The organism is Streptomyces sp. NPDC048441 (genome assembly GCF_043200235.1).
Lineage (GTDB): Bacteria > Actinomycetota > Actinomycetes > Streptomycetales > Streptomycetaceae > Streptomyces.
The window spans coordinates 118451-142291 of record NZ_JBICXM010000017.1; the positions used below are offsets into that span (position 1 = coordinate 118451).

Consider the following 23841-nt stretch of genomic DNA (forward strand, 5'->3'; position numbering starts at 1 on the left):
GCCCGCATGGATCACCAAACGGTATTGGCGGCGTACGACCGGCAGATTCGGCGTGACGCACAGACGGACAGCCCCGGCGCGCGCGTCGAGCGGGCCGGGGCCGTCATCCGGCAGACCGGCGCGCCGCACGACTGGAACGGCGTGCACTGGGCGGATGTCGACGCCGCCACGGCGGACTCCGTCATCGCCGAGCAGGTGCGGTACTTCACGGCAGCGGGCCGCGAGTTCGAGTGGAAGCTGTACTCCCACGACCGCCCGGCCGACCTCGCCGACCGGCTGCGGGCCGCCGGTTTCGTCGCCGAGCCGCCGGAGACCGTGATGGTGGCCGAGGTCGCCGACCTCCCCACGGAGCCCGAACTGCCGGAGGGCGTACGCCTGTTGCCGGTGACGGACGCGTCCGGCGTCCGGCTCATGGCGGACGCCCACGACATGGCGTTCGGCGATGACAGCGCGGGGCTCGGCGAACGTCTTGCCAAGCGGGTCCTCACGCAGCTGACCGAGACCCCCGACACCATCGTCGCCGTGGTCGCGATGGCGGGCGACGAGCCGGTGAGCTCGGCCCGGATGGAGCTCTACCCCGGCACCGACTTCGCCGGCCTCTGGGGCGGCGGCACCGCGCCCAAGTGGCGCGGCAAGGGCATCTACCGCGCCCTGACCGCCCACCGCGCCCGCATCGCCGCCGAACGCGGCTACCGCTACCTCCAGGTGGATGCCTCCGACGACAGCCGCCCGATCCTGCGGCGCCTGGGCTTCGAGCCGCTGAGCGTGACGACGCCGTTCGTGTACGCGCCCTAGCTGTACGGCCCCTCAGCCCAACAGCCTTAGGGCCCAAGGACTCAGAGCAGCTTCGCGATCGCCTCGCCCGTGTCCGTCTCGCCCAGCCTCGGGAAGATCTTCTCGAGGCTGTTGCGGTGCGCGTCCGCGTCCATGTCGGTCACGGCGTCGACGGCGACCGTGACGTGGTAGCCGTGTTCGTGTGCCGCGCGGGCCGTGGACTCGACGCCGATGCTCGTCGCGATTCCGGCGACCACGACCTGCGTGACTCCGCGGCGGCGCAGCTGTAGGTCGAGGTCCGTGCCGTAGAAGGCACCCCACTGCTGCTTGGTGACGACGATGTCGCTGTCCTGGCGGCCGAGCTCGGGGACCAGCTCTGCCCAGTCGGCGGGCATGTCGCCGCCCCCGACGTGGCCTTCGGTGCGGCCGGGGGCGCCGCCGGTGACGCGTACCAGGACGACGGGGAGGCCACGCTCGCGGAACGCGGCGGCGAGGCGGGCGGACCGCTCGATGATCTCCGCGGAGGGGTGGGCCGTGGGCAGGGCCGCGATGCCCTTCTGGAGGTCGACGAGGACGAGGGCCGTGGTGGGGTCCAGGGTGGTGGCAGTCATGGCTCAGATCTCTTTCTTACGTGGATGGGGCTGGGTGGGGAGTTGGTTCAGGGACGGGTTCGCAGGGCCCGGTCGGTCAGGGTCAGGGCGACCAGGGCGAGCGCCAGTACGGTGCCGACCCCGGCCATGAGATGCAGACCTCCGTCGTCGGCCCGCTGCCCGTAGGCGAGGCCGATCAGTCCTGACGCGGCGATGGCCCCGATGTACTGGGCCGTGCGCTGGAGCCCCGCGGCGGAGCCGATCGCGTCGGCGGGGGCATAGGCCTGGACGGCCGCTTGGTTGCTGGTGCCCATGAGCCCCTGGGGGATGCCGAAGCACGCGCCGGTCAGGAGGAGCACGGCGAGCGGGGTGCCGCCCGAGGTGAAGAAGAGCAGCGTGCCGCCCACGACGAGGAGTACGGAGGCGATGCTCAGCGGGGCGCGGATTCCCTTCGTACGGGCGCCGAGCAGGGAACAGGCCAGCGCGGCGAGGGACATGGGCAGCATGACGAGGCCGGTGTGGAGGGACGAGAGGCCGCGCGCCTCCTCCAGCCACTGGGTGAAGCCGTACATGACGCAGTACACGACGAGGTAGCTGAGGCCGTGCCGCAGGTAGGTGCGGGCGAGGGCGTGGTTGCGGCCGAGCATACGGAGGTCGATGAAGGGGTGCGGGTGGCGCAGTTGCCACCAGGTCAGCGCGGCGGAGAGCGCCGCTACGGGGGCGAGCAGCCACCACAGGGGGTGGGCCAGGTCGAGCAGGAAGACGACCAGGCAGGTCAGCGCGCCGGTGAAGAGCAGGGTGCCGAGCGGGTCGAGCGCGCTGGAACCGCCGCCCTTCTCGTGCGCGGCCCGCGGACCGTCCGCCGGGATCCAGCGCAGCGCGCAGCCGAGCGCGATGAGCGCGACGGGGACGTTCACCGCGAAGATGCCGCGCCAGCCCGCCGTCGCCACGAGGAGCCCGCCGAGGGTCGGGCCTATCGCCGCACTGCCGAGCGCGGCGAAGGAGAGGCGGCCGAGGACCATGCGCGGCGTCGGCGCGCCGAGCCTGCGTGACTCGTCGCGCAGTACGGCCATCGCGGCCGGGTACGCGGCCGACGTACCGACACCGAGCAGGAGCCGCGAGGCGAGCAGCCAGCCGAATCCGGGGGCGAAGGCCCCGACGAGGCCCGACGCCACGACCGTCACCAGGCCACCGATGAACACGCGGCGCGGCCCGATGCCGTCGGCGAGTTTGCCGAGCACGGGCTGGGCTACGGCGCTCGCGAGGTAGAGCACGGAGACGAGCCAGACGGTGTCGGAGGCACCGATCCCGAAGTCGTGCCCGATCGCCACCAGAGCGGTGGAGATCATCGTGGTGTTGAGCGGGTTGAGCAGTGAGCCGAGGAGGAGGGGCGCGGTGAGCCGGGCCCCGAAGGCGGGACGCTCGTCCGCCGCCGGGCGGGCCGGGGCGTCCGCCCTCGTCCTCACTTCTGCACCAACCGCTCCAACAGCACGATGGCATCGGCCAGTTGGCGGCGCTCGGCCGGGTCGAATCCGTCGGCAAGGGCCGTCGAGAGCCAGTCGTGCTTGGCGGCCCGCATCTCGGTGAGGGTGCGATGCCCCTGATCGGTCACGGAGACGACGGACTGCCGCCCGTCGTCGGGATCGGGGGCCCGCTCGACGAGCCCCATGTCCTCGAGCGCGCCCACGGTCAGCCGCATGGACTGGGGCCGGACGAGCTCTTCGCGGGCCAGGACCGCGGTGGTGGCGGGGCCCGCGTGGTCGAGGCGGGCGAGCACGGAACGCTGCGAGGGGCTGAGCCCGGTCGCCGGTGTCACACCGCGCAGGCGCCGCACGAGCCGCCGGACGACGTTCGACAGATCGGCGGCGACCTGCTCGGGAGCCGAGCCGTCGGAGGGTGCGCTCATGTGGACCATGGGGACCACCGTATGAGATAGGCAGGTAACCTTGCAAGTGTGCCTGCCTATATCTCCGACCCGCACAACGAAAACCACCCCTGTCGCAAAAGCGACAGGGGTGGATGTTTCACGTGCAACAGGGTACGGAAGGGCGCGGCGGGCGCGCTAGCGGATCGGCATCCCCGACAACGTACGCGCGATCACCAGGCGCTGGATCTCGCTGGTGCCCTCGAAGATCGTGTAGATCGCGGCGTCCCGGTGCATCCGCTCCACCGGGTACTCCCGCGTGAAGCCGTTGCCGCCGAGGATCTGCACCGCCTGCGCGGTGACCTTCTTGGCGACCTCGCTCGCGTAGAGCTTCGACATGGAGCCCTCGGCCGACTCGAACTTCTTGCCCGTGCTCGCCATCCACGAAGCGCGCCAGACGAGCAGCCGGGCCGCGTCGATCTGCGTAGCCATGTCGGCGAGCTGGAAGGCGACGCCCTGATTGTCGATGATCGGGCGACCGAACTGCGTACGCGTCTTGGCGTACTCGAGGGCCTCCTCGTACGCGGCACGGGCCGTGCCCACGGCCATGGCGCCGACGGCCGGGCGCGAGGCCTCGAAAGTGGCCATCGCGGCGTTCTTCACGCGCTCGCCACCGGTCTTGGCACGCTCCCGCGCACGGGCGATGCGCTCGTCGAGCTTGTCCTTGCCGCCGAGCAGGCAGTGCCCGGGGATGCGCACGTCCTCCAGGACGACCTCGGCGGTGTGCGAGGCGCGGATGCCGTGCTTCTTGAACTTCTGGCCCTGCGAGAGGCCGGGGGTGTTCGGCGGCACGATGAAGGAGGCGTGGCCCTTGGAGCCGAGCTCGGCGTCGACGACCGCGACGACGACGTGGACGTTGGCTATGCCGCCGTTGGTCGCCCAGGTCTTGGTGCCGTTGAGGACCCACTCGTCCTTGGCCGCGTCGTAGACGGCGCGGGTGCGCATCGCCGCCACGTCGGAGCCCGCGTCGGGCTCGGAGGAGCAGAAGGCGGCGACCTTGACGTCGTTCACGTCGCCGTACATCTGCGGGATCCAGGTGCCGATCTGCTCCTCGGTGCCGTTGGCGAGGACGCCGACGGCGGCCAGGCCCGTGCCCATGATGGAGAGGCCGATGCCCGCGTCGCCCCAGAAGATCTCCTCGGTCGCCATCGGGATGCCGAGACCCGTGGGGTCGAAGAACTGCTGGGCGTAGAAGTCGAGGGAATAGATCCCCAGCTTCGACGCCTCCTGGATGATCGGCCAGGGAGTCTCTTCGCGCTCGTCCCATTCGGCGGCCGCGGGACGGATCACGTCAGCCGCGAATCCGTGGAGCCAGTCCCGGACCTCCTTCTGTTCGTCGTTGAGCTCCATGGTGAACTCGGCCATGACCCCTCCAGGACCTGCGGTGAAGACGTGCGTTACTTGCGGTAACTGGAGTATGTTACCGGTCGGTAGCAGATGTCAACTCCCGGCCGCCCGTTCGATGGGCGCCTCGCGCGGGGTGTTACGTTGCGCGTGCGGGGCGCAATCGCACGGGCGGGGAGAGAAACGCTATGGAGACCACCACACAGCAGACCGAGCAGCAACGGTCTGCCGCGCGCCGACGGCGCGAGCTGCTCGAAGCCGCGGACCGGGTGGTGCTTCGTGACGGGCCCGGCGCCTCCATGAACGCCATCGCAGCCGAGGCGGGCATCACCAAGCCGATCCTCTACCGGCACTTCGGCGACAAGGGCGGACTGTACGCCGCGCTCGCCAAGCGGCACACGGACGCACTCCTCGACTCGCTGCGCGCCGCCCTGGACGCCCCCGCCGAGCGCAGGGAACGGGTGGAGCAGACGCTCGACACCTATCTCGCGGCGATCGAGGCACGCCCGCAGGTCTACCGCTTCCTGATGCATCCGTCGGACGGCGTCACCTCCGGCGAGCAGGGCTTCGACGTGGGTCTGCACTCCGCTCCCCTGCTGCGCCGCATGGGCGAGGAGCTGGCACAGGTCATCGAGGAGCGGGTCGACCTCGGCCCCGGCAGCGCGCAGCTCGCGCGCGTGTGGGGGCACGGCATCGTCGGCATGATGCACGCCGCGGGCGACTGGTGGCTCGGTGAACGGCCGTGCCCGCGCGCGGAATTGGTGAGCAGCCTGGCGGATCTGCTGTGGGGACGGCTCGCCGCTGCGGGCAACCGCGTCGGCGGCCCCGGGTTCTGAGAACGGCAGGGCGCCGAACCTCAGCTGCTCCAGGGCGCCTTGGCGGCGGCCCGCAGCACCCTGCGCCGCCGCCAGCCCGTGACGTGATCGGTGTAGACGCCGCCCGCCAAGTGGTCGCACTCGTGCTGCAGGCAGCGCGCGAACCAGCCGGTGCCGTGCACCCGCACCGGCTCCCCGAGCACGTCGACACCCTCCACCACGGCGTGGTCGAAGCGCGGTGTGCCCGCTTCGAGGCCCGGCAGCGAGAGACAGCCCTCCGGGCCGCGCACGCTGACGCCGTCCGCCACCACGAGGCGTGGGTTCACCACGTATCCGAGATGGCGGACATCGTCGTCGTCCGGGCAGTCGTAGACGAAGACCCGCTGAGCCACGCCGACCTGGTTGGCGGCGAGGCCGACGCCCTGAGCGGCGTACATCGTGGCGTACATGTCCTCGATGAGCCGGGCCAGTTCGGGGCCGAAGGCCATGACCTCCTCACACGGCTTGTGCAGCACGGGGTCACCGAGCAGGGTCAGAGGTCGTACGCGCCCTGAGGCGCCCGGGATCGAGCCATGTCGCATGGCCGCAAGGGTACGGTCCTTGGAGAACCCCGGGGTCGGGGTGGTGCCGCGGTTCGGGCTTGTCAGTGGATCTCGATAGGCTGAGGTTCATCGCGTTGCCGGGGGCAGGCGCGGCGCCGTAAGCAAGGAGGATCCAGAACTGATGGCAGGCAACACGGACCCGCTGTCGCCGCGGGCCAAGCTGGCCGTGACGGCGGGCAAGGCGGCCGCGGCGGTGTCGCGCGCGGCGGGCCGCGGCAGCGGATCGGTGATCGGCGGCCGCGTATCACTCAAGCTCGACCCCGACCTGCTCGGGCGTCTCGCCACGCACCTGGACGTGGTGCTCGTCTCCGCCACGAACGGCAAGACGACCACGACCCGGCTGCTCGCGGAGGCGCTGCGCGCCAGCGGGCCCGTGGTCTCGAACGCGCTCGGCGCGAACATGCCGGCCGGGATCACCTCGGCCCTCGCGGGCGGTTCGGACGCCAGGTTCGGTGTCATCGAGGTCGACGAGAAGTATCTCGCCGGCGTCGCCCGCGATGTGGAGCCGAAGGCGATCGCGCTGCTCAACCTCTCGCGCGACCAGCTGGACCGCGCCGGCGAGACCCGCATGATGGCGGAGGCCTGGCGCGAGGGCCTTGCCGGATCCAAGGCGGTCGTGATCGCGAACGCGGACGACCCGCTGGTCGTCTGGGCGGCGTCCTCGTCGCCGAACGTGGTGTGGGTGGCCGCGGGCCAGGAGTGGAAGGACGACGCCTGGTCGTGCCCCTCCTGCGGCGGCGTGATGCAGCGCCCCGGGGACGACTGGTTCTGCGGCGAGTGCGGTTTCCGCCGCCCCGCGCCCAGCTGGGTGCTCTCCGGCGACCACGTCCTGGACCCGCACGGCTCGGCCTGGCCGATCCACCTCCAGCTGCCGGGCCGGGCGAACAAGGCGAACGCGACCACGTCGGCCGCCGTCGCCGCCGTCTTCGGAGTGCCGCCGCAGGTCGCCCTGGAGCGGATGTACCAGGTGCAGGCGGTCGCCGGACGCTATGACGTCGTGCAGTTCCAGGGCCGCGATCTGCGCCTGCTGCTCGCGAAGAACCCCGCGGGCTGGCTCGAAACGTTTTCCCTGATCGACCCGCCGCCCACCCCCGTGGTGCTCTCCGTGAACGCCCGTGGCGCCGACGGAACCGACACCTCCTGGCTGTGGGACGTCGACTACACCCGCCTTGCCGGACACCCGATCTTCGTGCTCGGCGACCGCAAGCTTGACCTCGCCGTGCGTCTTGAGGTCGCGGGCCTCGACTTCCGGGTCTGCGAGACCCTCGACGAGGCCGTGCAGCTGGCGCCGCCGGGCCGGATCGAGACGATCGCGAACTACACCGCGTTCCAGGACCTGCGCCGCCGCGTCGGCAACTGACCCCACCGGACCCTCTAGACCCTCGTAGGGACGAATGAGCATGAGCGACAACAGCCTGCGGCTGGTGTGGGTCTACCCCGACCTGCTCAGCACGTACGGAGACCAGGGCAATGCCCTGGTCGTGGAGCGCCGCGCCCACCAGCGCGGCCTCCAGGTCGAGCGCTATGACGTGCGCAGCGACCAGCCGGTGCCCACCTCCGGCGACATCTATCTGATCGGCGGCGGCGAGGACCGCCCGCAGCGCCTCGCGGCCGAGCGCCTGCGGCGCGACGGCGGGCTGCAGCGCGCCGTGGGCAACGGCGCCATCGTCTTCTCGGTCTGCGCGGGCTACCAGATCCTGGGCAACGAGTTCATCAACGACCTCGGCCAGCGCGAGCCGGGCCTCGGCCTGCTCGACGTGGTCTCCACGCGCGGCGAGGGCGACCGCTGCGTCGGCGACGTCCTCGGCGACATCGACCCGCAGCTCGGCCTCCCCCAGCTGACCGGCTTCGAGAACCACCAGGGCATCACGCACATCGGCCCGTCCGCGCGCCCGTTCGCGCGCGTCTCGCTCGGCCGGGGCAACGGCACGGGTGACGGCACGGAGGGCGCGTACAACGGCACAGTCTTCGGCACGTACATGCACGGCCCCGTCCTCGCCCGCAACCCGCTGATCGCGGACCTGCTCCTGAAGCTGGCCCTCGATGTGAACGCCCTGCCGCCGACGGACGACCGCTGGTACGAGGCGCTGCGCGCCGAGCGCGTGGCCGCCGCACAGCAGCCCGCCTGAAGCCCCCGCCGCACAGGTGAGCGGCGGCGTCCAGCAGTCGGACGCCCGGTGCTGCCCCGCCCCCTGCCGCCTATAAGGTGGCGGGGTTCAAGCCGGACGACGTGGTCCGGATTTCGGCCCACGTTGCAAAGGTATTTTGGGCTATGCGCATTGGTGTCCTCACCTCCGGCGGCGACTGCCCCGGCCTGAACGCCGTCATCCGTTCGGTCGTGCACCGCGCCGTCGTCGACCACGGCGACGAGGTCATCGGCTTCCACGACGGCTGGCGCGGCCTGCTCGAATGCGACTACCGCAAGCTCGACCTGGACGCGGTGGGCGGCATTCTGGCGCGTGGCGGAACGATTCTGGGCTCATCGCGGGTCCAGCCCGCGCATCTGCGCGACGGCGTCGAGCGGGCCAAGGGCCACCTCGCCGACCTGGGCCTCGACGCGGTCATCCCGATCGGCGGCGAAGGCACGCTGAAGGCCGCCCGGCTTCTTTCGGACGCGGGGCTTCCGATCGTCGGGGTGCCCAAGACGATCGACAACGACATCGCGGTCACCGACGTCACCTTCGGCTTCGACACCGCGGTCGGCGTGGCCACCGAGGCCCTCGACCGCCTCAAGACGACCGCCGAGTCGCACCAGCGGGTCCTGATCGTCGAGGTCATGGGCCGGCACACCGGCTGGATCGCGCTGCACTCGGGCATGGCCGCGGGCGCGCACGCGATCGTCGTGCCGGAGCGGCCCTTCGACATCGAGGAACTGGCGCAGAAGGTCGGCGACCGGTTCTCCGCGGGCAAGAAGTTCGCGATCGTCGTGGCCGCGGAGGGCGCCAAGCCCCGCGAGGGCACGATGGAGTTCGACGAGGGCTCCAAGGACATGTACGGCCACGAGCGCTTCGCGGGCATCGCCACGCGGCTCTCCGGCGAACTGGAGCAGCGCCTGGGCAAGGAGGCGCGCCCGGTGATCCTCGGGCACGTCCAGCGCGGCGGCACCCCGACCGCGTACGACCGGGTGCTCGCCACGCGCTTCGGCTGGCACGCCGTGGAGGCCGTGCACCGCGGCGAGTTCGGCAAGATGACGGCGCTGCGCGGCACGGCCATCACGATGGTGCCGCTCGCCGAGGCGGTCGAGACCCTGAAGACGGTGCCGGACGAGCGGTACGCCGAGGCGGAGTGCGTCCTGTAGGAATGGTCTTTCGGAACGGCCCCCGGACGCCTCTGCGTCCGGGGGCCGTTCTAGTCTGGTGCGGACACACAGCGCACAACCGCACGAATCAGGAGCCAGTGGATGGATCACAGCGGGCACGGCATGAACATGGATCTGCCGCCGTTCACGCTGGGGCGCGGTCTTGAGCTCTCGGCCGACCCCTTCTTCCTCATCAGCTGCCTGGTGGCCCTCGCCCTGTACGGCTTCGGAGTGGTCCGGCTCGTGCGGCGTGGCGACAAGTGGCCGGTGGGCCGCACGATCTCCTTCGTGGCGGGCGTGCTGACCATCCTGCTCGTGATGTGCACCAAGCTGAACGACTACGGAATGGTCATGTTCAGCGTGCACATGGTGCAGCACATGATCATCAGTATGCTCTCGCCGATCCTGATCCTGATGGGCGCCCCGATCACCCTCGCCCTGCGCGCGCTGCCGGTCGCGGCCCGCCGCGGTCACAAGGGCCCCCGCGAGTGGCTGCTGTGGTTCCTGCACAGCCGCTACATGCGCATCATCACGCACCCCGCGTTCACCATCCCGCTGTTCATCGCGAGCCTGTACGCGCTGTACTTCACGCCGATCTTCGACACCTTGATGGAGTCCAAGGTGGGGCACATCGGGATGATGGTGCACTTCCTCGCCGTCGGTCTTGTCTTCTTCTGGCCGATCATGGGCGTCGATCCAGGCCCGCACCGGCCCGGCTACATCATGCGGATGCTGGAGCTGTTCGCCGGTATGCCGTTCCACGCGTTCTTCGGCATCGCCCTGATGATGGCGTCCGAGCCGATGATCGGCACGTACAAGAACCCGCCCGCTTCCCTCGGAATCGACGCACTCGCTGATCAGAGCGCCGCGGGCGGCATCGCGTGGGCGTTCAGCGAGGTGCCTTCGGTGCTTGTGCTGCTCGCGCTGCTCTTCCAGTGGTACCGCTCCGATCAGCGCCAGGCACGGCGTACGGACCGGGCCGCGGACCGTGACGGTGACAAGGAGCTGGAGGCGTACAACGCCTATCTGGCCTCACTGGCCGCGCGCGGGCGCTAGCGGCAAAGGGTCTTCACGGGTCAAAATGGCCTCAGGCCGCGGTCTTGGCGTCTGGGCGTCGGGGCTGCCGGGAGGAGGCAGGGCGATGCCTGATTCTACGAAGACGATGGGTGTATTCACCATCGGAGGCTTGGTCGCGGTGACCGCCTACACAGTCGCGCTCGGGAGCAACGGCTGGCTGTGGTTCGGCTGGGTCGTCATCGGAATGCTCACCCTGGCGATGGTGCTGTCACGCGGCACCCCCTGAGGGGCGCCGCGGCACAGTAGCGGGGTAAAGGTCAGAAACGGAAGACGGCGCCCGTCGCGTACCCCATCTCGCAGGCGTTGCCGTACGTCTTGTGCCAGTTGACCGGCCTGCCGCGGTGGGTCCCCGTCGCGCGCACGGTGACGGGGGCGTACTGCTTGGTGCAGATCCCCGATGTCGCGGGCAGCGCGTCGAAGTCGCCGCCCGCCGCGTCGATCGCCGCACACGCCTCGGCCGCGTACGGATGATGCCCCGGTGCCCGCGTCACACAGTCCAGGAGCACCCCGCGGATCCAGGCGTTGTCGTCCCCCGAGACGGTGAGGAAGACTCCGCCCGACCGCGCGGGGGCGGTCTCGCCTGCCGCGTGGGCGGGAGCGGCCGCGGCGAGGGAGATCAGCGCGGCGGCGGTGACCGCGACCGGGCGCAGGCGGGACGTGGGACGAGACCTCATGGGGACCTCCTGAGACGGTGACGCGCTGCGTCGGAGAGAGGCCAGGCCACCCCCGCACCCCGCGCGCGCCGGGCGGACACGCCGGACGGTCACCCGTACGGGTACAGCGCCTGGTCCGGACGGCTCACCCGTCAAGAGCCGGGGTATCCGAAGACGACCATGTCGCCCTCGTCCGGCAGCCACACCGTGCACTCTTCTTCCCAGGAGATCGAGATGTCGTACGAGGACGCCTCCCCCAGCGTGATGATCTTGGCGGCGATGCTCTTGATCCGGTCGGTCCCGTACTTGGGGTTGGGGTCGATGACATCGTTCCACCGGTATCGCAGGCGCATCCGGACCGTAGTGCCCGGCTGTACTGTCTCCTCTCGGTCCGCGTAGGACCGCGGGTAGTCGTGCCGGGCCTCGGCCGTCCCGTCGACAGTGAAATCACCCTTGCCCGCGTGCGTGCCGTGCAGATACTGGTAGCCGATGATGCCCTCGCCGTTCTCCACCTCGGCGTGGAACCTCAGACCGACCGGCACGGGCGCCTCCTGGCCCGATTTCGCCAGCGTCCGGGCGAAGGCGGCGATCCTGGGGAGCAGCTGGCCGCGCAGCAGCGCGCTGCGCTGCATGTACCGCGTCCACTCCGGTACGTCCCTGATGTGCCAGTCACCCTCTCCGCCGAGATAGCGCCGGAGGATGGCAAGACCGGCCCAGTCGGCCTCCAGGTCGCCGCCCGCGAGGCGGGAGCGCGAGCTGCCGCCCTCGGGCCTGCGCCCTCGGCGCGTGTCCTCGCTCTGGTCCCGCTCCGCCTCCAGCGTGCGGTTCTCCTCGCGGCCCTCTCGCGCACCACGGTCCCCACGGCCGCCCTGTCGCCGCAGTACCTGGGTGAGTTCGTGGGTCAGGGGAGGGTGTCCGTCCCGCGCCGACGACGCCCGAGCGCCCGTCCTTGTGGATCGCACGGCTGCGGGGGCGGCCGGGACGGGGTGGCGGTGCGCCGCCGCGGCGGCCCTGTCGTACACGCTCATACGTTCAGTCGAGCGACGCCGCATCACCGCCGCGTCACGGTCCGCGCCCGGCCCAACGCCACGGTGACGGTGGCCTGGGAGGCTGCCCTCATGCTTCCCGAGCAGCCGAGGGCCGGAGTGTGTCTGGTGCGGGTGGAGGTCCAGACCCGTGGCGTGCTGATCACGGTACGGACCCATACGGACGTCGAGCGCGACACGACGGCCGCGCGGACCTCTACGACAGATGCCGAATCCGCCGTACAGACCGTGCGGGAATTCCTGCTCGACTTTCTCGCCGGGCACCGGGACACCTGATACACCGGCACTCAGAGCCCGGTGACCGACTGACTGGTGACGAATCCGTCCCCGTCGCACCGCGGCCGGCCGGCCGTCGAGGGGGTGCGTGACCGTGCCCGACTTCTCTCAGGCACTCATCGCGGGGGATACACCGGGCCCGCTCCCCGTCCTGCACCTCCTCGGTGAGCCCTTCGTCAGCGTGGGCGACCGCCGCTTGGAGGTGCCCCGGAGCGGCAAGCGCCTGCTCGTCTACGTCGCGCTGCGTCACGGGCGTGTGGAACGGATGTCCGCCGCCGGGTCGCTGTGGCCGGTCAACGACGAGGCCCGCGCCGGTGGGAACCTGCGCTCGGCGCTGTGGCGGCTGCGGCAGATGGACGTGCCGCTGCTCGACACCGACACATACGGGCTCTGTCTCCGTGCCGAGGTCGTCCTCGACGTCGACGCGGTCGGCCGGTGGGCGACCCGGGTCATCGAAGGGGCCGCGTCGACGGCCGAGCTGCGGATGGTGCCACGCGGTCTTGAGGCCCTCGACCTGCTGCCGGGCTGGTACGAGGACTGGGCACTGATCGAGCGCGAACGCGTCCGGCAGCGGCTGCTCCACGCGCTTGAGGCACAGAGCCGTCAGCTGGCGATACGCGGGCTGCACGCACAGTCCGTGGAGGCCGCGATGGTGGCGGTGAGCGCCGAGCCACTGCGGGAGAGCGCGCAGCGCGTACTGATCGAGGCCCATCTGGCGGAGGGCAACTGGGTCGAGGGACGCCGCAGCCTGGAGGCGTACACGAGGCTCCTGGACCGCGAGCTCGGTGTGCGGCCCGCGCCGGAAGTCGTCGCCCTGCTGCACCGGCCCGCCCGGCGGCGGGAGTACGAGCCCCGGCCTGTGACGCCTCGGTGACGCGGAACTGGTGGTCTGGGGCGATGAGTTCGTACGCGCCTCCCGTAGTGCGGCGCTGCGGCGGCCATACGTGCCCGCCGCAGGGCTGCGATCGCGACAAGCTGCGGCGCACCGGCGGGGCCGGTGCCTCACCCCCGGTGCCCTCCGGGGTGCATCAGGTGCTCGGGCAGGCGGGGCAGCCACTGCGGCCGCGGGTCCGGCGGGAGATGGAGCGGGGCTTCGGCGCGGGCTTCGGCTCGGTGCGGGTGCACACGGGTCCCCTCGCCGCCGCCACGGCGCAGGAACTCGATGCCGAGGCCTACACGGTGGGCGAGCACGTCGTGTTCGGTGCGGGCGGTTTCCGGCCCGAAGAGCCCGCGGGCGCGCGCATGTTGGCCCATGAGCTGACGCATGTGCTGCAGCAGCGGGGCTCCGGCGGGGCCGGTGCGCGACCGCAGCCGATGCGGGTGGGGCACTCCGCCGATCCCGAGGAGCGCGCGGCCGACGTGCGCGCCGATCAGGTGGTGCGGCGCTTCTCCGCCGGGATGTTCGGGTCCGGGTCTGGCTCCGGGTCCGGGTCTGGCTCCGGGTCCGGGTCGAGTTTCAGCGGCGGGGAGTCCGGCGGGGGCGGGGCCAGCGGCAGTTGGGACGATCAGTCCATCGAGGGCACAGGAAGCCGGGCGGCTCCGCGGGTGGCGCCGCGTCAGCCGCCGACCATGGGGCCCGTCAAGGGCAGCGGCGGGGTGCGGGTGTGCGCGAGGCCCCTGCAGATCGGCCCGTTCGGCAACCACGCCTATATCGACGCCCCGCCCTTCAACTACGCGATCATCAGCCCGATGTGCCCGCAGAACAAGTGGGACAACCCGCTCACCGGAACCTCCGGGCAGAAGTGGGACGACTCCCCCGATCCCTGCGGCAAGACCCCCACCTGTCTGACGTGTGAGCCGAAGCCCGGGATCGCCTCCGTCCCCGAGTGCATGGCCACCACATTCCGCGCGTACAACAACCCCAGCCTCTACAAGCTCTCGGGCCCCAACAGCAATACGTTCGCCGGGACCCTGGCCCGTGCGTGCTGTGCCGGAATGGACCCCAAACCGAAGGCGCTCGGCACCTGCATCGGCTGGGACGATCCACCGGCTCCGTACCGAGGTGGCAAGAAGGACTGCCCGCCGGGACCCACATGCTGAGCTTCTTCAGTACGGCGGCGGGCTGGCAGCTCTACGAGGGGATCGGCGACCGGGGGCGGCCACTGGCCGTGCGTGACGGTGCGCCGGCGGCCGTCCATCTCGCCCAGGACGCGGCGGGGAGGCTGTGGGCGGCGACCGGCCCCGGAGCGGCCCATCTGGTCCGCATCACCCTGCCCGGACTGACCGCCGAGCCGGTGCCACGACCCGGGCCGCGGATCGGCGCGCTCGCCGCGGCTCCCGACGGTGACCGGCTCCTTGTGACCGTCCTGCCGCAGGGCCCGCACGCCTCGGTCGGGCTGTGGCTGTGGGACAGGACCGGGTGGCAGATCATGGGTGCCAACCCGCCGCCGCACATCTCCAGTTCGCTGGCCTGGCTGAGCGGGAACGTCATCGTGTACGAGTCGGTGCACCGCCGCCTCGCCCTGCTCCCACTGAGCGGTGACCGCTCCGCGGATCTCACGGAGGGCCGGCTTCCGGCGGCGGCGCCGCTCCGCCCCGCCTGGTACGCGGTGACGGGGCGCAGGGTGTCGGAGTTCGACTTCACCTTCCCCTACCACCAGCACCCCGTACGGGGATTCCGCTTCGGTGCCGTGTCCGCTCTGTCGTTCTCGCCGGGCGGAACGGCCTGCCTGTGGACCGAGTCCCGATTCCCTTACCGGGTCGCGGGGTTCGGGCAGCTGCGCGGCGGCCGACGGATTCGGGTGCGCTCGCTCGACAGAGGGGCCGGAATCGTACTGCCCGCGCCCCCGCGGTGACGGCCGGGTGACGGGCGGCGGTGAATCTGGGCCGTCCGGGGGTCGCGGTCAGGACTTCGCCACCTCGCCGCCCGGCCTCTCGCCGAGCCCGGCCCGTCGCCAAGGAGGACACGATGCCTGTGCAGACCTCATATCCGGGTGTCTATGTGCAGGAGGTCGCCTCCGGCGCACACACGATCACGGGTGTCGCCACGTCGGTGGCGGCGTTCGTGGGACAGGCCCGGCGGGGGCCGGTGAATGTGCCGGTGCCGGTCACTTCGCTCGCGCAGTACGTACGGACCTTCGGGGCGCCCTGGGACGAGGCACGGCCCATGGGGCACGCGGTGCAGCTGTTCTTCGCCAACGGCGGCTCCCAGGCCGTGGTGGTGCGGGTCGTCGGCACAGTCACCGTGAGCGGCACGGTCAGCCCCGCTCCCGCCGCCTCGGCGACCCTGTTCGGGGGCACCGGGAGCCCACCGCCCGCGCGGCTCGTGCTCACCGCGCGCGGGGCCGGGACATGGGCCAACAAGGTCGGCGGCACCGGCATGGAGGGGGCCGTCACGTACGGCACCTCCGACAATCCGAAGGATCAGTTCGGCGTCACCGTGCGGCTGCGGGGGCCCGATCCGCGGACCGGGGAATCGGCCGTGCTCACGGAGGAGACGTACACCGGCCTGTCGATGTCCACAGCCCATCCGCGCTTCGCGCCACGGGTGCTCGCCGACTCGGCTCTCGTCGCGGCCACGCTCGCCACCGGCGCGCAGACCACCACCGACCAAGCCGTGTCCCGCGGCGTCGACGTCGGCATCTCGACGGTCAGGCTCGGGGCGTCCAACGCGACGCTGCGGGTCTCGGCCGACTACGGGCCGCCCGTCGATCTGGTGCTCCCCTTCACGACACCGGCCGATCTCACGAAGAGCGCCGTGCGCGACGCGATCGACGCCGCCGCCCTGGCCGCCGGGCTGCTCCTCACCTCGAAGGGGAACATCCCCACGCCCGACAACCGGTTCGAGCTCACCACGACCGCCACCGGCGGCGGGGCCGACCGCTCCGTCACCGTGCTGCCCGCGGCGCAGAACGACGCCTCGCAGACGCTCGGTCTCGGCCGGGCCTGGGGCGGCATCGAGATCTCCGGTGCGGCCGGCGTCAGGCCGAACGAGACGACGTCGGGGACGATCGGGTTCGCCGGTGGATCGAACGGCACGTTCTCCGCCGACAGCGTCGTTCCGTCATCCGGCTCCGGCGGCATCTACGCCTTCGGCACACTCGAGTTCCCCCGGTTCAATCTGCTGTGCCTGCCCGACCTGCCCGCGACCGACCTCACCAAGACCGCGACCCTGGTGAACAATCAGAAGCTGACCGAGGCGATGGCGTTCTGCACGCGCGAGCGTGCCTTCCTGATCGTCGACACCCCCCGGGACTGGCCGGTGAGTCCCGCCCCCGGCCTCGGCGGACTGCCTGCCCTCGGCGAACACGCCGCGCTCTACTATCCGCGGGTCACCATGATCGAGACCGGACCCGGCGGGCTGCCGGTGACGCTCAGTCTGCCGCCGTGCGGCGCGGTGGCCGGGGTGATGGCCCGCACCGACGCGGGACGCGGTGTGTGGAAGGCGCCCGCCGGCCTCGCGGACGGCCCTCTCGCGGGCATCGCCGGGCTCGATGTGCCCACCGACGACGCGCTGTCCGGCGTACTGAACCCGCGCGGCGTCAATGTGCTGCGTACGTTCCCGGGAGCGGGGGCCGTCGTGTGGGGCGCGCGGACGCTCAAGGGGGCCGACACCCAGAGCTCCGACTTCAAGTACGTACCGGTGCGGCGGCTGACGGACCTCATCGCCAGTTCGCTCTACCTGGGCACCCAGTTCGCAGTGTTCGAGCCCAACGACCCTGATCTGTGGACCCAGTTGAGGCTCGCGGTGACGGCGTTCATGCGCACGCTCTTCGACCAGGGGGCCTTCCAGCAGAGTACGAGCCGCGCCGAGGCCGACAGTTTCTTCGTGACCTGCGACGAGACCGTCAATCCGCAGTCGGAGATCGATCTGGGCCGGGTCAATGTCGTCGTCGGGTTCGCACCGCTGAAGCCCGCTGAGTTCGTGGTCGTGACGATCACGCAGATCTCGCAACTGGAGGCATGACGTGGCCCCCTTCAAGGTCGGCGGTGTCGACCGCTTCGACCCCTACAAGAGTTTCATGTTCCGTGTGCTGTGGGACGGGCGCACCGTGGCGGGCCTGTCCAAGATGGGGCCGCTCAGCCGCAAGACCACTGTCGTCGCCCATCGGGACGGCTCCGATCCAGCGCGGCAGCGCAAGAGTCCCGGGGTGACCAGCTACGACGATGTGGCCCTGGAGCGCGGGGTGACGCTGGACCGGGAGTTCGAGGCCTGGGCGAACAAGGTGCACGCCACCGGCAGTCCCATGTCACTGAAGGACTTCCGCAAAGACGTCATCGTCGACCTCTACAACGAGGCCCAGCAGAAGGTCCTCTCGTACAAGCTGAACCGGTGCTGGGTCTCGGAGTACACGGCGCTCCCCCAGCTCGACGCGGCGACCGCCGCGGTCGCGATCGAGACGATCAAGCTGTCCTTCGAGACCTTCGACCGCGACACCGCCTGGGTCACTCCGGCGGAGCCCTAGGCCATGACGCGGACGCCCGCCGGGACCGGGCCTGCCGAGCTCGCCGAATTCGCCGTCCTCGCCACGCTGGCCGGTGCACGGGAGCGGACGACCGAGCTCGGCCAGGTCATCGCGGTCCTCTCCGCCGCGGGACACGACCCGGCGGACCTGCCCGTCGCCACCGGCGACCGGCTGCTGCTCGCGCTGTACCGCGACCTCACAGGCCAGGACATCGAGCCCGTACTGACCTGTGGCTGCGGGGAGTTCAGCACGGTACGCCTGGGCGCCGACACCGTACCGCCGCCCCGGCCCCGCACCGCGGTGCTCGGGCGCGGCGGCGGACTCAGGCAGCCCGCGTACGGCGATCTGCTCGGCCTGCCGCCCGGCGAGTCCGGGGCGGCGGAGCTGCTGCGCAGGTGCACCGTCGGCCACCCCGAACGTCCCCCGGAACCAGGGGACTTCGAAGCGGTCGACGACTCACTCGCCGGCCCTCTGGTCTTCGACTGCCCGGCGTGCGGCGCCGAAGTGTCGTACCCGGTCGATGTCCAGACACTGGTGCTGCGCGGCCTGCTGACGCTGCTCGACGAACTCGACCACGACGTACACGTACTGGCCTCCGCGTACGGCTGGGACCTCGCCGCAATAGACGCGCTGCCCCGCGACCGCCGACGCCGACTGGCCGCGTTCGCGGTGGGGGGTGGGTGACGTGGCGAAGGACCCGGGTGGCGGCGTCCCTTCCGCCGTCGGGGGGCAGGGCAGCACCCTGTCCCGGATGGCGAGCCGTGCGGGACGGGCCGGGGTTCGGAGAGGTACGGGGCCGGAATTTTGGCCCGGTATCGGTATGAGCATCGGTGGTGGCGGTGCGGGCAGGGCGGCATGGTCGGGTGCGGTCGCCGGGCGCGACGCACGTGTCGGCCGGGGGATGGCGGCGCCCCTGGGTCACGCGGAGACCGGGGTAGATCGGGGAGCCAGGCCAGGCGGCACCGAAGCCGACGCCGGTACAGGGACCAGGCCTCTCGCGCAGGTCGGCTGGGGCACGACAGCTGCTCAAGGACGCGCGGGCACCGGCATGAATCCCGCGGCCACGCGCGGCGCCGCACCCAGCGCCGGCACAGGCACCAGGTCCCCCATCCATGACGTCTCGGGCAGGTCAACCGCTCAGGGTCAGACGGAGACGGGGGTGAATCCCGGGCCAGGCACCTACGCCTCCCCCCGTACAAGCAGCAAGCCCGGTCGACATGCCGACGCGCACTCGACAGCCACCCGGGCCCAGGCCGATATCGGGTCGCATCCGGCGGCCACGCCACGTACCGGAGCCGGCGCCAGTTCAGGTGCCGGGCCCGACACCGGCTGCGGCTCAGCGGCAGTTGCCCAGGTCAAGGCACGCACCGGCGCGGGCGCCGTAGTCGGCGCAAGCACGGGTGGCGGACCGGACTCGGCAGCCGTTCGGGCGCGTGTGATCACCGGGGCCCCTGTGGGAGTCATGCCCGATACCAGCGCCGCATCCGAGGCGGCGAAGTCTTCGGCCACGGCGGCCCCTCGGGCCCACGCCGACAACGAGGTTGAGGCGGGAGCAAGTTCAGGGATGACTGCCGGGGATCGAGCAGGCACCAGGCGGGGCGCGATCGTCGGCCCTGGCGCGGTGAGCCCGCCGGGCACCGACCCCGAGCCGGGCGCGGCGGCCCGGGTGAGTGCCGAGCCATCAGCAACCCGGGAAGCCGCCGGCCTCAGGTCGGACGCGGGAGCCTCGGTCGGCAGCCGTGCCGAACCCTTGGCCGGGAGTCTCGATCGAGTCCTGAGCCGGGGCATCGACGCCGCGCGGCAGACACGTGACGCTCCGGCCGCCGGGGGCGGCGCGCCCGGCCCTGCCACCCCTACCGGCCTCCTCTCCCGGCTGGCCCGCGCAGACGTGCCCACCCCCGCACGAGACATCCGGCCCCCGGCCGACGGCGCCCCATCCGCAAGCCCGGAGATCGAGGCAGTGGCGCGGCCATCCACCTTCGCATCCGGCGAATTCCCGTATGACGCAGGCGATTTCGTAGCTCGACGCGCCCCCCATGAGCCCTCACCCGCCACCCACGAGCCCTCACCCGGCACCATGCCTCGCGCCCCCGACGTCCACATCGGGCAGATCACCGTCGTGTCACCGCCCGTCTCCACCCCCGCCGCCCCCGACCCTCTCGCCTCACTGGCCGACCGCAGGCAGGGCCGCTCCCGGCGCGGTGACGCATGGTGACCCCGGCGAACGCGTTCATGGCCGTCGACGAGACGCTCAAGCGGTTGACCGACGCGGGGTTCGTCGATGCCGGTATCAGCGCGAAGCCCGCGGTCACGGTCGGGCCGCTGGACCGGGACGACCCCGGGCCCCGGCTGAACTGGTTCCTCTACCGGATCTCGCCGAACACCGCGTTCCGTTCCATGGAGCACCCCCGCACGGGCAGCCGTACCTCGATGGGCGCCCCGCCGCTCGCCGTACAACTGCACTATCTCCTCAGCGCGTACGGCGCGACCCCGACCACCGGGGGCGACTCGGAGCAGATCATTCACACCTCGCTCGCCGCCGTGATGCGCCGCCTGCACGAGAGTCCCATCGTCAGCCCGGGGTCGCCCTTCCTCCCGTCACCCGAGCCCGCGCTCGCCGAGCCCCTGCGCATCACGCTGGAGGAGTTCGACCTCGAGAACTACTCGAAGCTCTGGACAGCCTCCACCAGACCACTGCGTCTCTCGGTGGCGTACACGGTGAGCCTGGTGGTGATCGAGCCGCAGCGTACGCACACGGAGGCGCCGCCGGTCTCGTCCGTGCGCACCCTGTCGTCCACGTCCCCGGGACCCCGGCTCGGAGCGCCGCGCCCCGACCGCATCGGCGGTGACGCCACGACCTCGGTGCGCGTCGAAGGGGCAGGGCCCGGCGACACCTTCTTCCTCGCGGCGGCGCCGGGCGACCCCCCGGGCCATGGGCCGCCGGGGTGGCCGATGACGACGGTCGCGCAGGAGCAGGGGGAGTTCACACTCCGGCTTCCCCGGCACGATCTGGCGCCCGGTGTAAGGGAGTTGGTGGCCGTGGCGAGCGCGGACGGTCTGCCCATAGGGCACGGCGGCGTCGCACTCGCCGTGGCCCCGGTCGTCGTATCGGTGCCCGGGAACGGGCAGTTGACCGTGGGCGGCCGGGTGACCCTGGCCACCGCGCACTGCGGCGCGGACACCGAGCTCTTCTTCGACGGGGTCGCGGTCCCCACCGTGGCGGTCACCTCCACCTCGGTGACCTTCGATGTGCCGGACCGGCCCGGCCGGCCCATGGTGTCGCTGCGCTCCCGGCGCCTCGCGGGCGAGCCGCGTCCCGTGGAGGTGCGCTCATGAGCGAGGCCGCCGCACCCGTGCCCGCCCCGGACTCCGCGCCCGGCCCGGCGATCGGCTCCGCCCTCGACGCGCTGTGCTGCGCGCTGGGCAGCTATCTGGGCAGGCTGCGGTCGGTGTGGGGCCCGGCGACCGATGTCACGGACCTCCAGAAGCTGTTCGGCACCGTCGGCACGCCGCCGGGCGCGGACGAGGCGACGCGGCTGCACTTCGGTACGCACCTCGCGGGCGTCATGGTTCCCACGGTCCGCGACGAGCCGTACGCACGGCTGTGCACCGCCCTCGGCCTCGACCCCGTCGAGCGGCTGACCACCGCCGCCGTCTGGTGGGCGGAGACCGACCCGCAGTTCGGTGTGCTGCTCGGCTGCGGTCACGACGACGGCGCACGGCGCCATGCCTCCGCCTCGCTCCTGCGCCTCGTTCTCCTGCCGTTCGGCGCGGCGCCTCCCCCGTCCTGGGAGCCCGCCGATCCGCTGATCCGTCTCGGTGTGCTCGCCCCGGGGGCCGGCCCCGAAGGGCCACTCGCGCTGACGGCGACGGCCCGCCGCCTCCTCTCGGGGCTTCCGCTGCCCGGTACGGCACCGCACCCGGTGCGCGCCCACGCCCGCACCGCCCTCACCGCGCGGATCGCCGCACTGCTCGGCGGCGGTGTCCTCCTGCGCGGGTCCGGAGACCTCAGCGGGATGGCGTACGACGCGACGGCTGAGATCGACCGACTGCCACTGAACGCACGGGAGTTGAGCGACCCCGAAGTGCGCGTCGCCGCGCGCTTCGGCGGGTACGTTCCCGTACTGCCCGCGGACCGGCTGCCCGCACTGGCCTGGTCGCCCGGCGACGGTGCGCTGATCGGCTGGGGCAGCGCCGATTCGGATCCGTGCGGCGTACAGGTGGTGGACGTACCGCAGCCGTCCCCGGCGGATCGCGCCACAGCGTGGGATCGGGCCCTGGGCTCCGCCGGTCTCGCGCCCGAGGAGGCGCGCGCGCAGGGGCGGCGGCTCGGGGCACGGCTGACACTCGACGGGACCCAGGCCGCCGCCGCCCTGACGCAGGCGCGCGCGGAGGCGGCAGCGGCGGGCCGGGACTGGACCGTGGACGACGTGTGGCGTGCCGCCCGGCGTCTGCCGCGCCACGAACTGGGGCGTCTCGCGGACCTGTTGACGCCCGCCTTCGTCCTGGACGACCTGAGCGTGCCGGCCGATGTGCGGGCCCAGCTCGACGAGGTGATCGCCCATGTCGCCCTACAGGACGTGGTCCTCGACGACTGGGGGTTTCGCGCGCGGCTGCCGCGCGGGCAGGGCGTGGCGGTGCTCCTCTCGGGGCCGCCCGGCACCGGAAAGACGATGGCAGCCGAGGCGCTGGCGAACGGTCTCGGCCAGGACCTGTTCCGTATCGATCTCTCGGCGGTGGTCTCCAAGTACATCGGCGAGACCGAGAAGAACCTGGCACTCGCCTTCGACGACGCGGAACGTTGCGGCGCGCTGCTGTTCTTCGACGAGTGCGACGCGCTGTTCGGCAAGCGCACCGAGCAGCGTGACGCCCACGACCGCTGGGCCAATCTGGAGGTCAACTACCTGTTGCAGCGGGTGGAGACGTTCACCGGCCTGGTGATCCTCGCGACGAACAAACAGCAGGCGCTGGACGAGGCGTTCCTGCGGCGGCTGCGTTTCTCCATCCGCTTCGAACTGCCGGACCGGGCGCTGCGCCGCGAGCTGTGGCTGCGCTCGTTCCCCGCCGACGCGCCCTGCGAGGAGCTGGACGTGGACGCCCTGTCCCGGCGGGAGCTCGCGGGCGGCTCGGTGCGGAACGCGGCGCTCGCGGCCGCGTTCCTCGCCGCGTCGGACGGCGGACGCGTACGGCCCGCGCATCTCACCCACGCGCTGCGGCGCGAATACGACAAGCTCGGCAAGGTCTGGGCGGAGGAGACGGCATGACCGATCACCTGACAGGTCCACCGGGCATCACGGTGGAGGTCCCGGTGGCCCCCGACCCCTTTCTGCTGCGGCCGTTGATCGCCGCGCGCCTCGCGGGGCGCCCGGTTCCCGAGGGGCCGGAGGCGACCGTCGCGCAGGCCGTGGCCGCGCACGTCCTGCGGGAGGCGGGTCCATGGCGCTGATCAAGGGCATGTTGCTCTCGTACTCCGACCCGCTGCTCGGGCTCGTGCCGGTGATCGTGTCGTTCCAGTACAACCCGGTGAACGTCACGCGCGTCCTGACCGGCCCCAGCGGGGCGAGCGCGAGCGCCGCGGCACAGCCCGCGAGGGAGACGTACGCGCTGAAGCTCGAACTGGACGCCACCGACGGCCTGGAGACGGAGGGCGCCATCACGATGGCGTTCGGCATCGGGCCCCGGCTCGCCGCGATCGAGATGCTGATGCAGCCGGTCGGCGGCCAGGTCCTGCCGCGCATCCCGGGGGCGTCCAAGGGCACGGCGATCCCCGCCGGACGGCTGCCGTTGACGCTGTTCGTCTGGGGACCCGGGAGGATCACGCCGGTCACGCTGAAATCCCTGACGATCCAGGAGACCGCGTTCGACAGCGCGCTCAACCCGGTGCACGCCACAGCGGACCTGGGGCTCACCGTGCTCCTGAGGGCCGAACTCCCCGAGAACGACCGCCTCGCGCGCCTCGCCGCCGACTTCTACCAGGGACTGCGCGAGGTCAAGGCCGTGCTGCAACTGCCGCAGATGTCCGAGCTCGGCGGGTGAG

Annotated in this window: 26 protein-coding genes; 19 read left to right on the top strand and 7 right to left on the bottom strand. The window is 71.8% G+C overall.

The features are described 5' to 3' along the window. The first annotated feature begins 6 nt into the window (after positions 1-6). Positions 7-795, top strand: coding sequence for a GNAT family N-acetyltransferase (locus ACGFSB_RS32780; protein WP_393406836.1), 789 nt, complete (start codon positions 7-9; stop codon positions 793-795). 41 nt (positions 796-836) lie between these two features. Here the strand turns inward: ACGFSB_RS32780 and ACGFSB_RS32785 are convergent, their stop codons facing one another. From ACGFSB_RS32785 to ACGFSB_RS32800, 4 genes are all read right to left on the bottom strand, one after another. After that, positions 837-1385: an isochorismatase family protein gene (locus tag ACGFSB_RS32785; protein WP_393406839.1), complete on the bottom strand. Its 549-nt coding sequence runs from the start codon at positions 1383-1385 to the stop codon at positions 837-839. Between the two features lie 47 nt (positions 1386-1432). Next, a complete protein-coding gene (locus tag ACGFSB_RS32790; protein WP_393406842.1) occupies positions 1433-2830 on the bottom strand; it encodes an MFS transporter in 1398 nt (465 codons plus the stop codon). Beyond that, complete coding sequence (locus tag ACGFSB_RS32795; protein ID WP_393406844.1) at positions 2827-3279, bottom strand: MarR family winged helix-turn-helix transcriptional regulator; 453 nt, start codon at positions 3277-3279, stop codon at positions 2827-2829. Before ACGFSB_RS32795 ends, ACGFSB_RS32790 begins: the two co-directional genes overlap by 4 nt. A gap of 147 nt (positions 3280-3426) precedes the next feature. Beyond that, positions 3427-4653 carry an acyl-CoA dehydrogenase family protein gene (locus ACGFSB_RS32800; protein ID WP_393406846.1) on the bottom strand — a complete coding sequence of 409 codons (1227 nt, stop codon included), beginning with the start codon at positions 4651-4653 and terminating at the stop codon, positions 3427-3429. 167 nt (positions 4654-4820) lie between these two features. Between ACGFSB_RS32800 and ACGFSB_RS32805 the strand changes: the two genes are divergently transcribed. Beyond that, a complete protein-coding gene (locus ACGFSB_RS32805; RefSeq protein WP_393406848.1) occupies positions 4821-5468 on the top strand; it encodes a TetR family transcriptional regulator in 648 nt (215 codons plus the stop codon). A gap of 20 nt (positions 5469-5488) precedes the next feature. Here the strand turns inward: ACGFSB_RS32805 and def are convergent, their stop codons facing one another. Next, positions 5489-6028, bottom strand: coding sequence for a peptide deformylase (gene def / locus ACGFSB_RS32810; protein WP_393406851.1), 540 nt, complete (start codon positions 6026-6028; stop codon positions 5489-5491). A 142-nt stretch (positions 6029-6170) separates the two neighbouring features. Between def and ACGFSB_RS32815 the strand changes: the two genes are divergently transcribed. The 5 genes from ACGFSB_RS32815 to ACGFSB_RS32835 all read left to right on the top strand — a co-directional run bounded on the left by ACGFSB_RS32815 (position 6171) and on the right by ACGFSB_RS32835 (position 10650). Next, positions 6171-7409: a MurT ligase domain-containing protein gene (locus ACGFSB_RS32815; RefSeq protein ID WP_393406853.1), complete on the top strand. Its 1239-nt coding sequence runs from the start codon at positions 6171-6173 to the stop codon at positions 7407-7409. A 40-nt stretch (positions 7410-7449) separates the two neighbouring features. Then, positions 7450-8178 carry a type 1 glutamine amidotransferase gene (locus ACGFSB_RS32820; protein WP_393406856.1) on the top strand — a complete coding sequence of 243 codons (729 nt, stop codon included), beginning with the start codon at positions 7450-7452 and terminating at the stop codon, positions 8176-8178. Positions 8179-8321: 143 nt separating this feature from the next. Further along, a complete protein-coding gene (locus tag ACGFSB_RS32825; RefSeq protein ID WP_393406858.1) occupies positions 8322-9347 on the top strand; it encodes a 6-phosphofructokinase in 1026 nt (341 codons plus the stop codon). Between the two features lie 102 nt (positions 9348-9449). Beyond that, on the top strand, positions 9450-10403 hold the full coding sequence (locus ACGFSB_RS32830; protein WP_393406860.1) for a cytochrome c oxidase assembly protein: 954 nt from the start codon (positions 9450-9452) through the stop codon (positions 10401-10403). A gap of 85 nt (positions 10404-10488) precedes the next feature. Beyond that, a complete protein-coding gene (locus ACGFSB_RS32835) occupies positions 10489-10650 on the top strand; it encodes a hypothetical protein (RefSeq protein WP_393406862.1) in 162 nt (53 codons plus the stop codon). Positions 10651-10681: 31 nt separating this feature from the next. Here the strand turns inward: ACGFSB_RS32835 and ACGFSB_RS32840 are convergent, their stop codons facing one another. Together ACGFSB_RS32840 and ACGFSB_RS32845 are read right to left on the bottom strand one after the other, a co-directional pair. After that, on the bottom strand, positions 10682-11098 hold the full coding sequence (locus ACGFSB_RS32840) for an SSI family serine proteinase inhibitor (protein WP_393406864.1): 417 nt from the start codon (positions 11096-11098) through the stop codon (positions 10682-10684). A 131-nt stretch (positions 11099-11229) separates the two neighbouring features. Then, a complete protein-coding gene (locus ACGFSB_RS32845) occupies positions 11230-12105 on the bottom strand; it encodes a hypothetical protein (RefSeq protein WP_393406867.1) in 876 nt (291 codons plus the stop codon). 90 nt (positions 12106-12195) lie between these two features. On the opposite strand from ACGFSB_RS32845, the gene ACGFSB_RS32850 reads away from it, so the two are divergent. From ACGFSB_RS32850 to ACGFSB_RS32905, 12 genes are all read left to right on the top strand, one after another. After that, positions 12196-12399 carry a hypothetical protein gene (locus ACGFSB_RS32850; RefSeq protein ID WP_393406869.1) on the top strand — a complete coding sequence of 68 codons (204 nt, stop codon included), beginning with the start codon at positions 12196-12198 and terminating at the stop codon, positions 12397-12399. A 94-nt stretch (positions 12400-12493) separates the two neighbouring features. Further along, positions 12494-13273, top strand: a complete 780-nt coding sequence (locus tag ACGFSB_RS32855) for a BTAD domain-containing putative transcriptional regulator (RefSeq protein ID WP_393406872.1) — start codon at positions 12494-12496, stop codon at positions 13271-13273. 23 nt (positions 13274-13296) lie between these two features. Then, positions 13297-14439, top strand: coding sequence for a DUF4157 domain-containing protein (locus tag ACGFSB_RS32860; RefSeq protein ID WP_393406874.1), 1143 nt, complete (start codon positions 13297-13299; stop codon positions 14437-14439). Then, complete coding sequence (locus ACGFSB_RS32865) at positions 14433-15194, top strand: hypothetical protein (RefSeq protein ID WP_393406876.1); 762 nt, start codon at positions 14433-14435, stop codon at positions 15192-15194. Before ACGFSB_RS32860 ends, ACGFSB_RS32865 begins: the two co-directional genes overlap by 7 nt. 113 nt (positions 15195-15307) lie before the next feature. Next, on the top strand, positions 15308-17305 hold the full coding sequence (locus ACGFSB_RS32870) for a phage tail sheath family protein (protein WP_393406878.1): 1998 nt from the start codon (positions 15308-15310) through the stop codon (positions 17303-17305). Position 17306: 1 nt separating this feature from the next. Next, complete coding sequence (locus ACGFSB_RS32875; protein WP_393406880.1) at positions 17307-17804, top strand: phage tail protein; 498 nt, start codon at positions 17307-17309, stop codon at positions 17802-17804. 3 nt (positions 17805-17807) lie between these two features. After that, positions 17808-18488 (top strand): hypothetical protein, encoded by a 681-nt coding sequence (locus tag ACGFSB_RS32880; protein ID WP_393406882.1) that lies wholly within the window; start codon positions 17808-17810, stop codon positions 18486-18488. 778 nt (positions 18489-19266) lie between these two features. Beyond that, entirely contained in the window at positions 19267-20019 is a 753-nt protein-coding gene (locus tag ACGFSB_RS32885; RefSeq protein ID WP_393406884.1) for a hypothetical protein, read from the top strand. After that, positions 20013-21140 (top strand): DUF4255 domain-containing protein, encoded by a 1128-nt coding sequence (locus tag ACGFSB_RS32890; protein ID WP_393406887.1) that lies wholly within the window; start codon positions 20013-20015, stop codon positions 21138-21140. Before ACGFSB_RS32885 ends, ACGFSB_RS32890 begins: the two co-directional genes overlap by 7 nt. Further along, positions 21137-23068 (top strand): ATP-binding protein, encoded by a 1932-nt coding sequence (locus tag ACGFSB_RS32895; protein ID WP_393406889.1) that lies wholly within the window; start codon positions 21137-21139, stop codon positions 23066-23068. The genes ACGFSB_RS32890 and ACGFSB_RS32895 overlap by 4 nt, the downstream gene beginning before the upstream one ends. Beyond that, complete coding sequence (locus ACGFSB_RS32900; RefSeq protein ID WP_393406891.1) at positions 23065-23250, top strand: hypothetical protein; 186 nt, start codon at positions 23065-23067, stop codon at positions 23248-23250. The genes ACGFSB_RS32895 and ACGFSB_RS32900 overlap by 4 nt, the downstream gene beginning before the upstream one ends. Further along, entirely contained in the window at positions 23241-23840 is a 600-nt protein-coding gene (locus ACGFSB_RS32905; RefSeq protein WP_393406894.1) for a hypothetical protein, read from the top strand. Before ACGFSB_RS32900 ends, ACGFSB_RS32905 begins: the two co-directional genes overlap by 10 nt. The last annotated feature ends 1 nt before the right edge of the window (position 23841 follow it).

What these genes read in the sequence shown, in the direction of transcription:
- ACGFSB_RS32780 (WP_393406836.1), top strand. Translation starts at nt 7, where the DNA reads ATGGATCACCAAACGGTATTGGCGGCGTACGACCGGCAGATTCGGCGT.
- ACGFSB_RS32785 (WP_393406839.1), bottom strand. Translation starts at nt 1,385, where the DNA reads ATGACTGCCACCACCCTGGACCCCACCACGGCCCTCGTCCTCGTCGAC.
- ACGFSB_RS32795 (WP_393406844.1), bottom strand. Translation starts at nt 3,279, where the DNA reads ATGGTCCACATGAGCGCACCCTCCGACGGCTCGGCTCCCGAGCAGGTC.
- ACGFSB_RS32800 (WP_393406846.1), bottom strand. Translation starts at nt 4,653, where the DNA reads ATGGCCGAGTTCACCATGGAGCTCAACGACGAACAGAAGGAGGTCCGG.
- ACGFSB_RS32805 (WP_393406848.1), top strand. Translation starts at nt 4,821, where the DNA reads ATGGAGACCACCACACAGCAGACCGAGCAGCAACGGTCTGCCGCGCGC.
- def (WP_393406851.1), bottom strand. Translation starts at nt 6,028, where the DNA reads ATGCGACATGGCTCGATCCCGGGCGCCTCAGGGCGCGTACGACCTCTG.
- ACGFSB_RS32815 (WP_393406853.1), top strand. Translation starts at nt 6,171, where the DNA reads ATGGCAGGCAACACGGACCCGCTGTCGCCGCGGGCCAAGCTGGCCGTG.
- ACGFSB_RS32820 (WP_393406856.1), top strand. Translation starts at nt 7,450, where the DNA reads ATGAGCGACAACAGCCTGCGGCTGGTGTGGGTCTACCCCGACCTGCTC.
- ACGFSB_RS32825 (WP_393406858.1), top strand. Translation starts at nt 8,322, where the DNA reads ATGCGCATTGGTGTCCTCACCTCCGGCGGCGACTGCCCCGGCCTGAAC.
- ACGFSB_RS32830 (WP_393406860.1), top strand. Translation starts at nt 9,450, where the DNA reads ATGGATCACAGCGGGCACGGCATGAACATGGATCTGCCGCCGTTCACG.
- ACGFSB_RS32835 (WP_393406862.1), top strand. Translation starts at nt 10,489, where the DNA reads ATGCCTGATTCTACGAAGACGATGGGTGTATTCACCATCGGAGGCTTG.
- ACGFSB_RS32840 (WP_393406864.1), bottom strand. Translation starts at nt 11,098, where the DNA reads ATGAGGTCTCGTCCCACGTCCCGCCTGCGCCCGGTCGCGGTCACCGCC.
- ACGFSB_RS32845 (WP_393406867.1), bottom strand. Translation starts at nt 12,105, where the DNA reads ATGAGCGTGTACGACAGGGCCGCCGCGGCGGCGCACCGCCACCCCGTC.
- ACGFSB_RS32850 (WP_393406869.1), top strand. Translation starts at nt 12,196, where the DNA reads ATGCTTCCCGAGCAGCCGAGGGCCGGAGTGTGTCTGGTGCGGGTGGAG.
- ACGFSB_RS32860 (WP_393406874.1), top strand. Translation starts at nt 13,297, where the DNA reads ATGAGTTCGTACGCGCCTCCCGTAGTGCGGCGCTGCGGCGGCCATACG.
- ACGFSB_RS32865 (WP_393406876.1), top strand. Translation starts at nt 14,433, where the DNA reads ATGCTGAGCTTCTTCAGTACGGCGGCGGGCTGGCAGCTCTACGAGGGG.
- ACGFSB_RS32870 (WP_393406878.1), top strand. Translation starts at nt 15,308, where the DNA reads ATGCCTGTGCAGACCTCATATCCGGGTGTCTATGTGCAGGAGGTCGCC.
- ACGFSB_RS32880 (WP_393406882.1), top strand. Translation starts at nt 17,808, where the DNA reads ATGACGCGGACGCCCGCCGGGACCGGGCCTGCCGAGCTCGCCGAATTC.
- ACGFSB_RS32885 (WP_393406884.1), top strand. Translation starts at nt 19,267, where the DNA reads ATGCCCGATACCAGCGCCGCATCCGAGGCGGCGAAGTCTTCGGCCACG.
- ACGFSB_RS32890 (WP_393406887.1), top strand. Translation starts at nt 20,013, where the DNA reads ATGGTGACCCCGGCGAACGCGTTCATGGCCGTCGACGAGACGCTCAAG.
- ACGFSB_RS32895 (WP_393406889.1), top strand. Translation starts at nt 21,137, where the DNA reads ATGAGCGAGGCCGCCGCACCCGTGCCCGCCCCGGACTCCGCGCCCGGC.
- ACGFSB_RS32900 (WP_393406891.1), top strand. Translation starts at nt 23,065, where the DNA reads ATGACCGATCACCTGACAGGTCCACCGGGCATCACGGTGGAGGTCCCG.
- ACGFSB_RS32905 (WP_393406894.1), top strand. Translation starts at nt 23,241, where the DNA reads ATGGCGCTGATCAAGGGCATGTTGCTCTCGTACTCCGACCCGCTGCTC.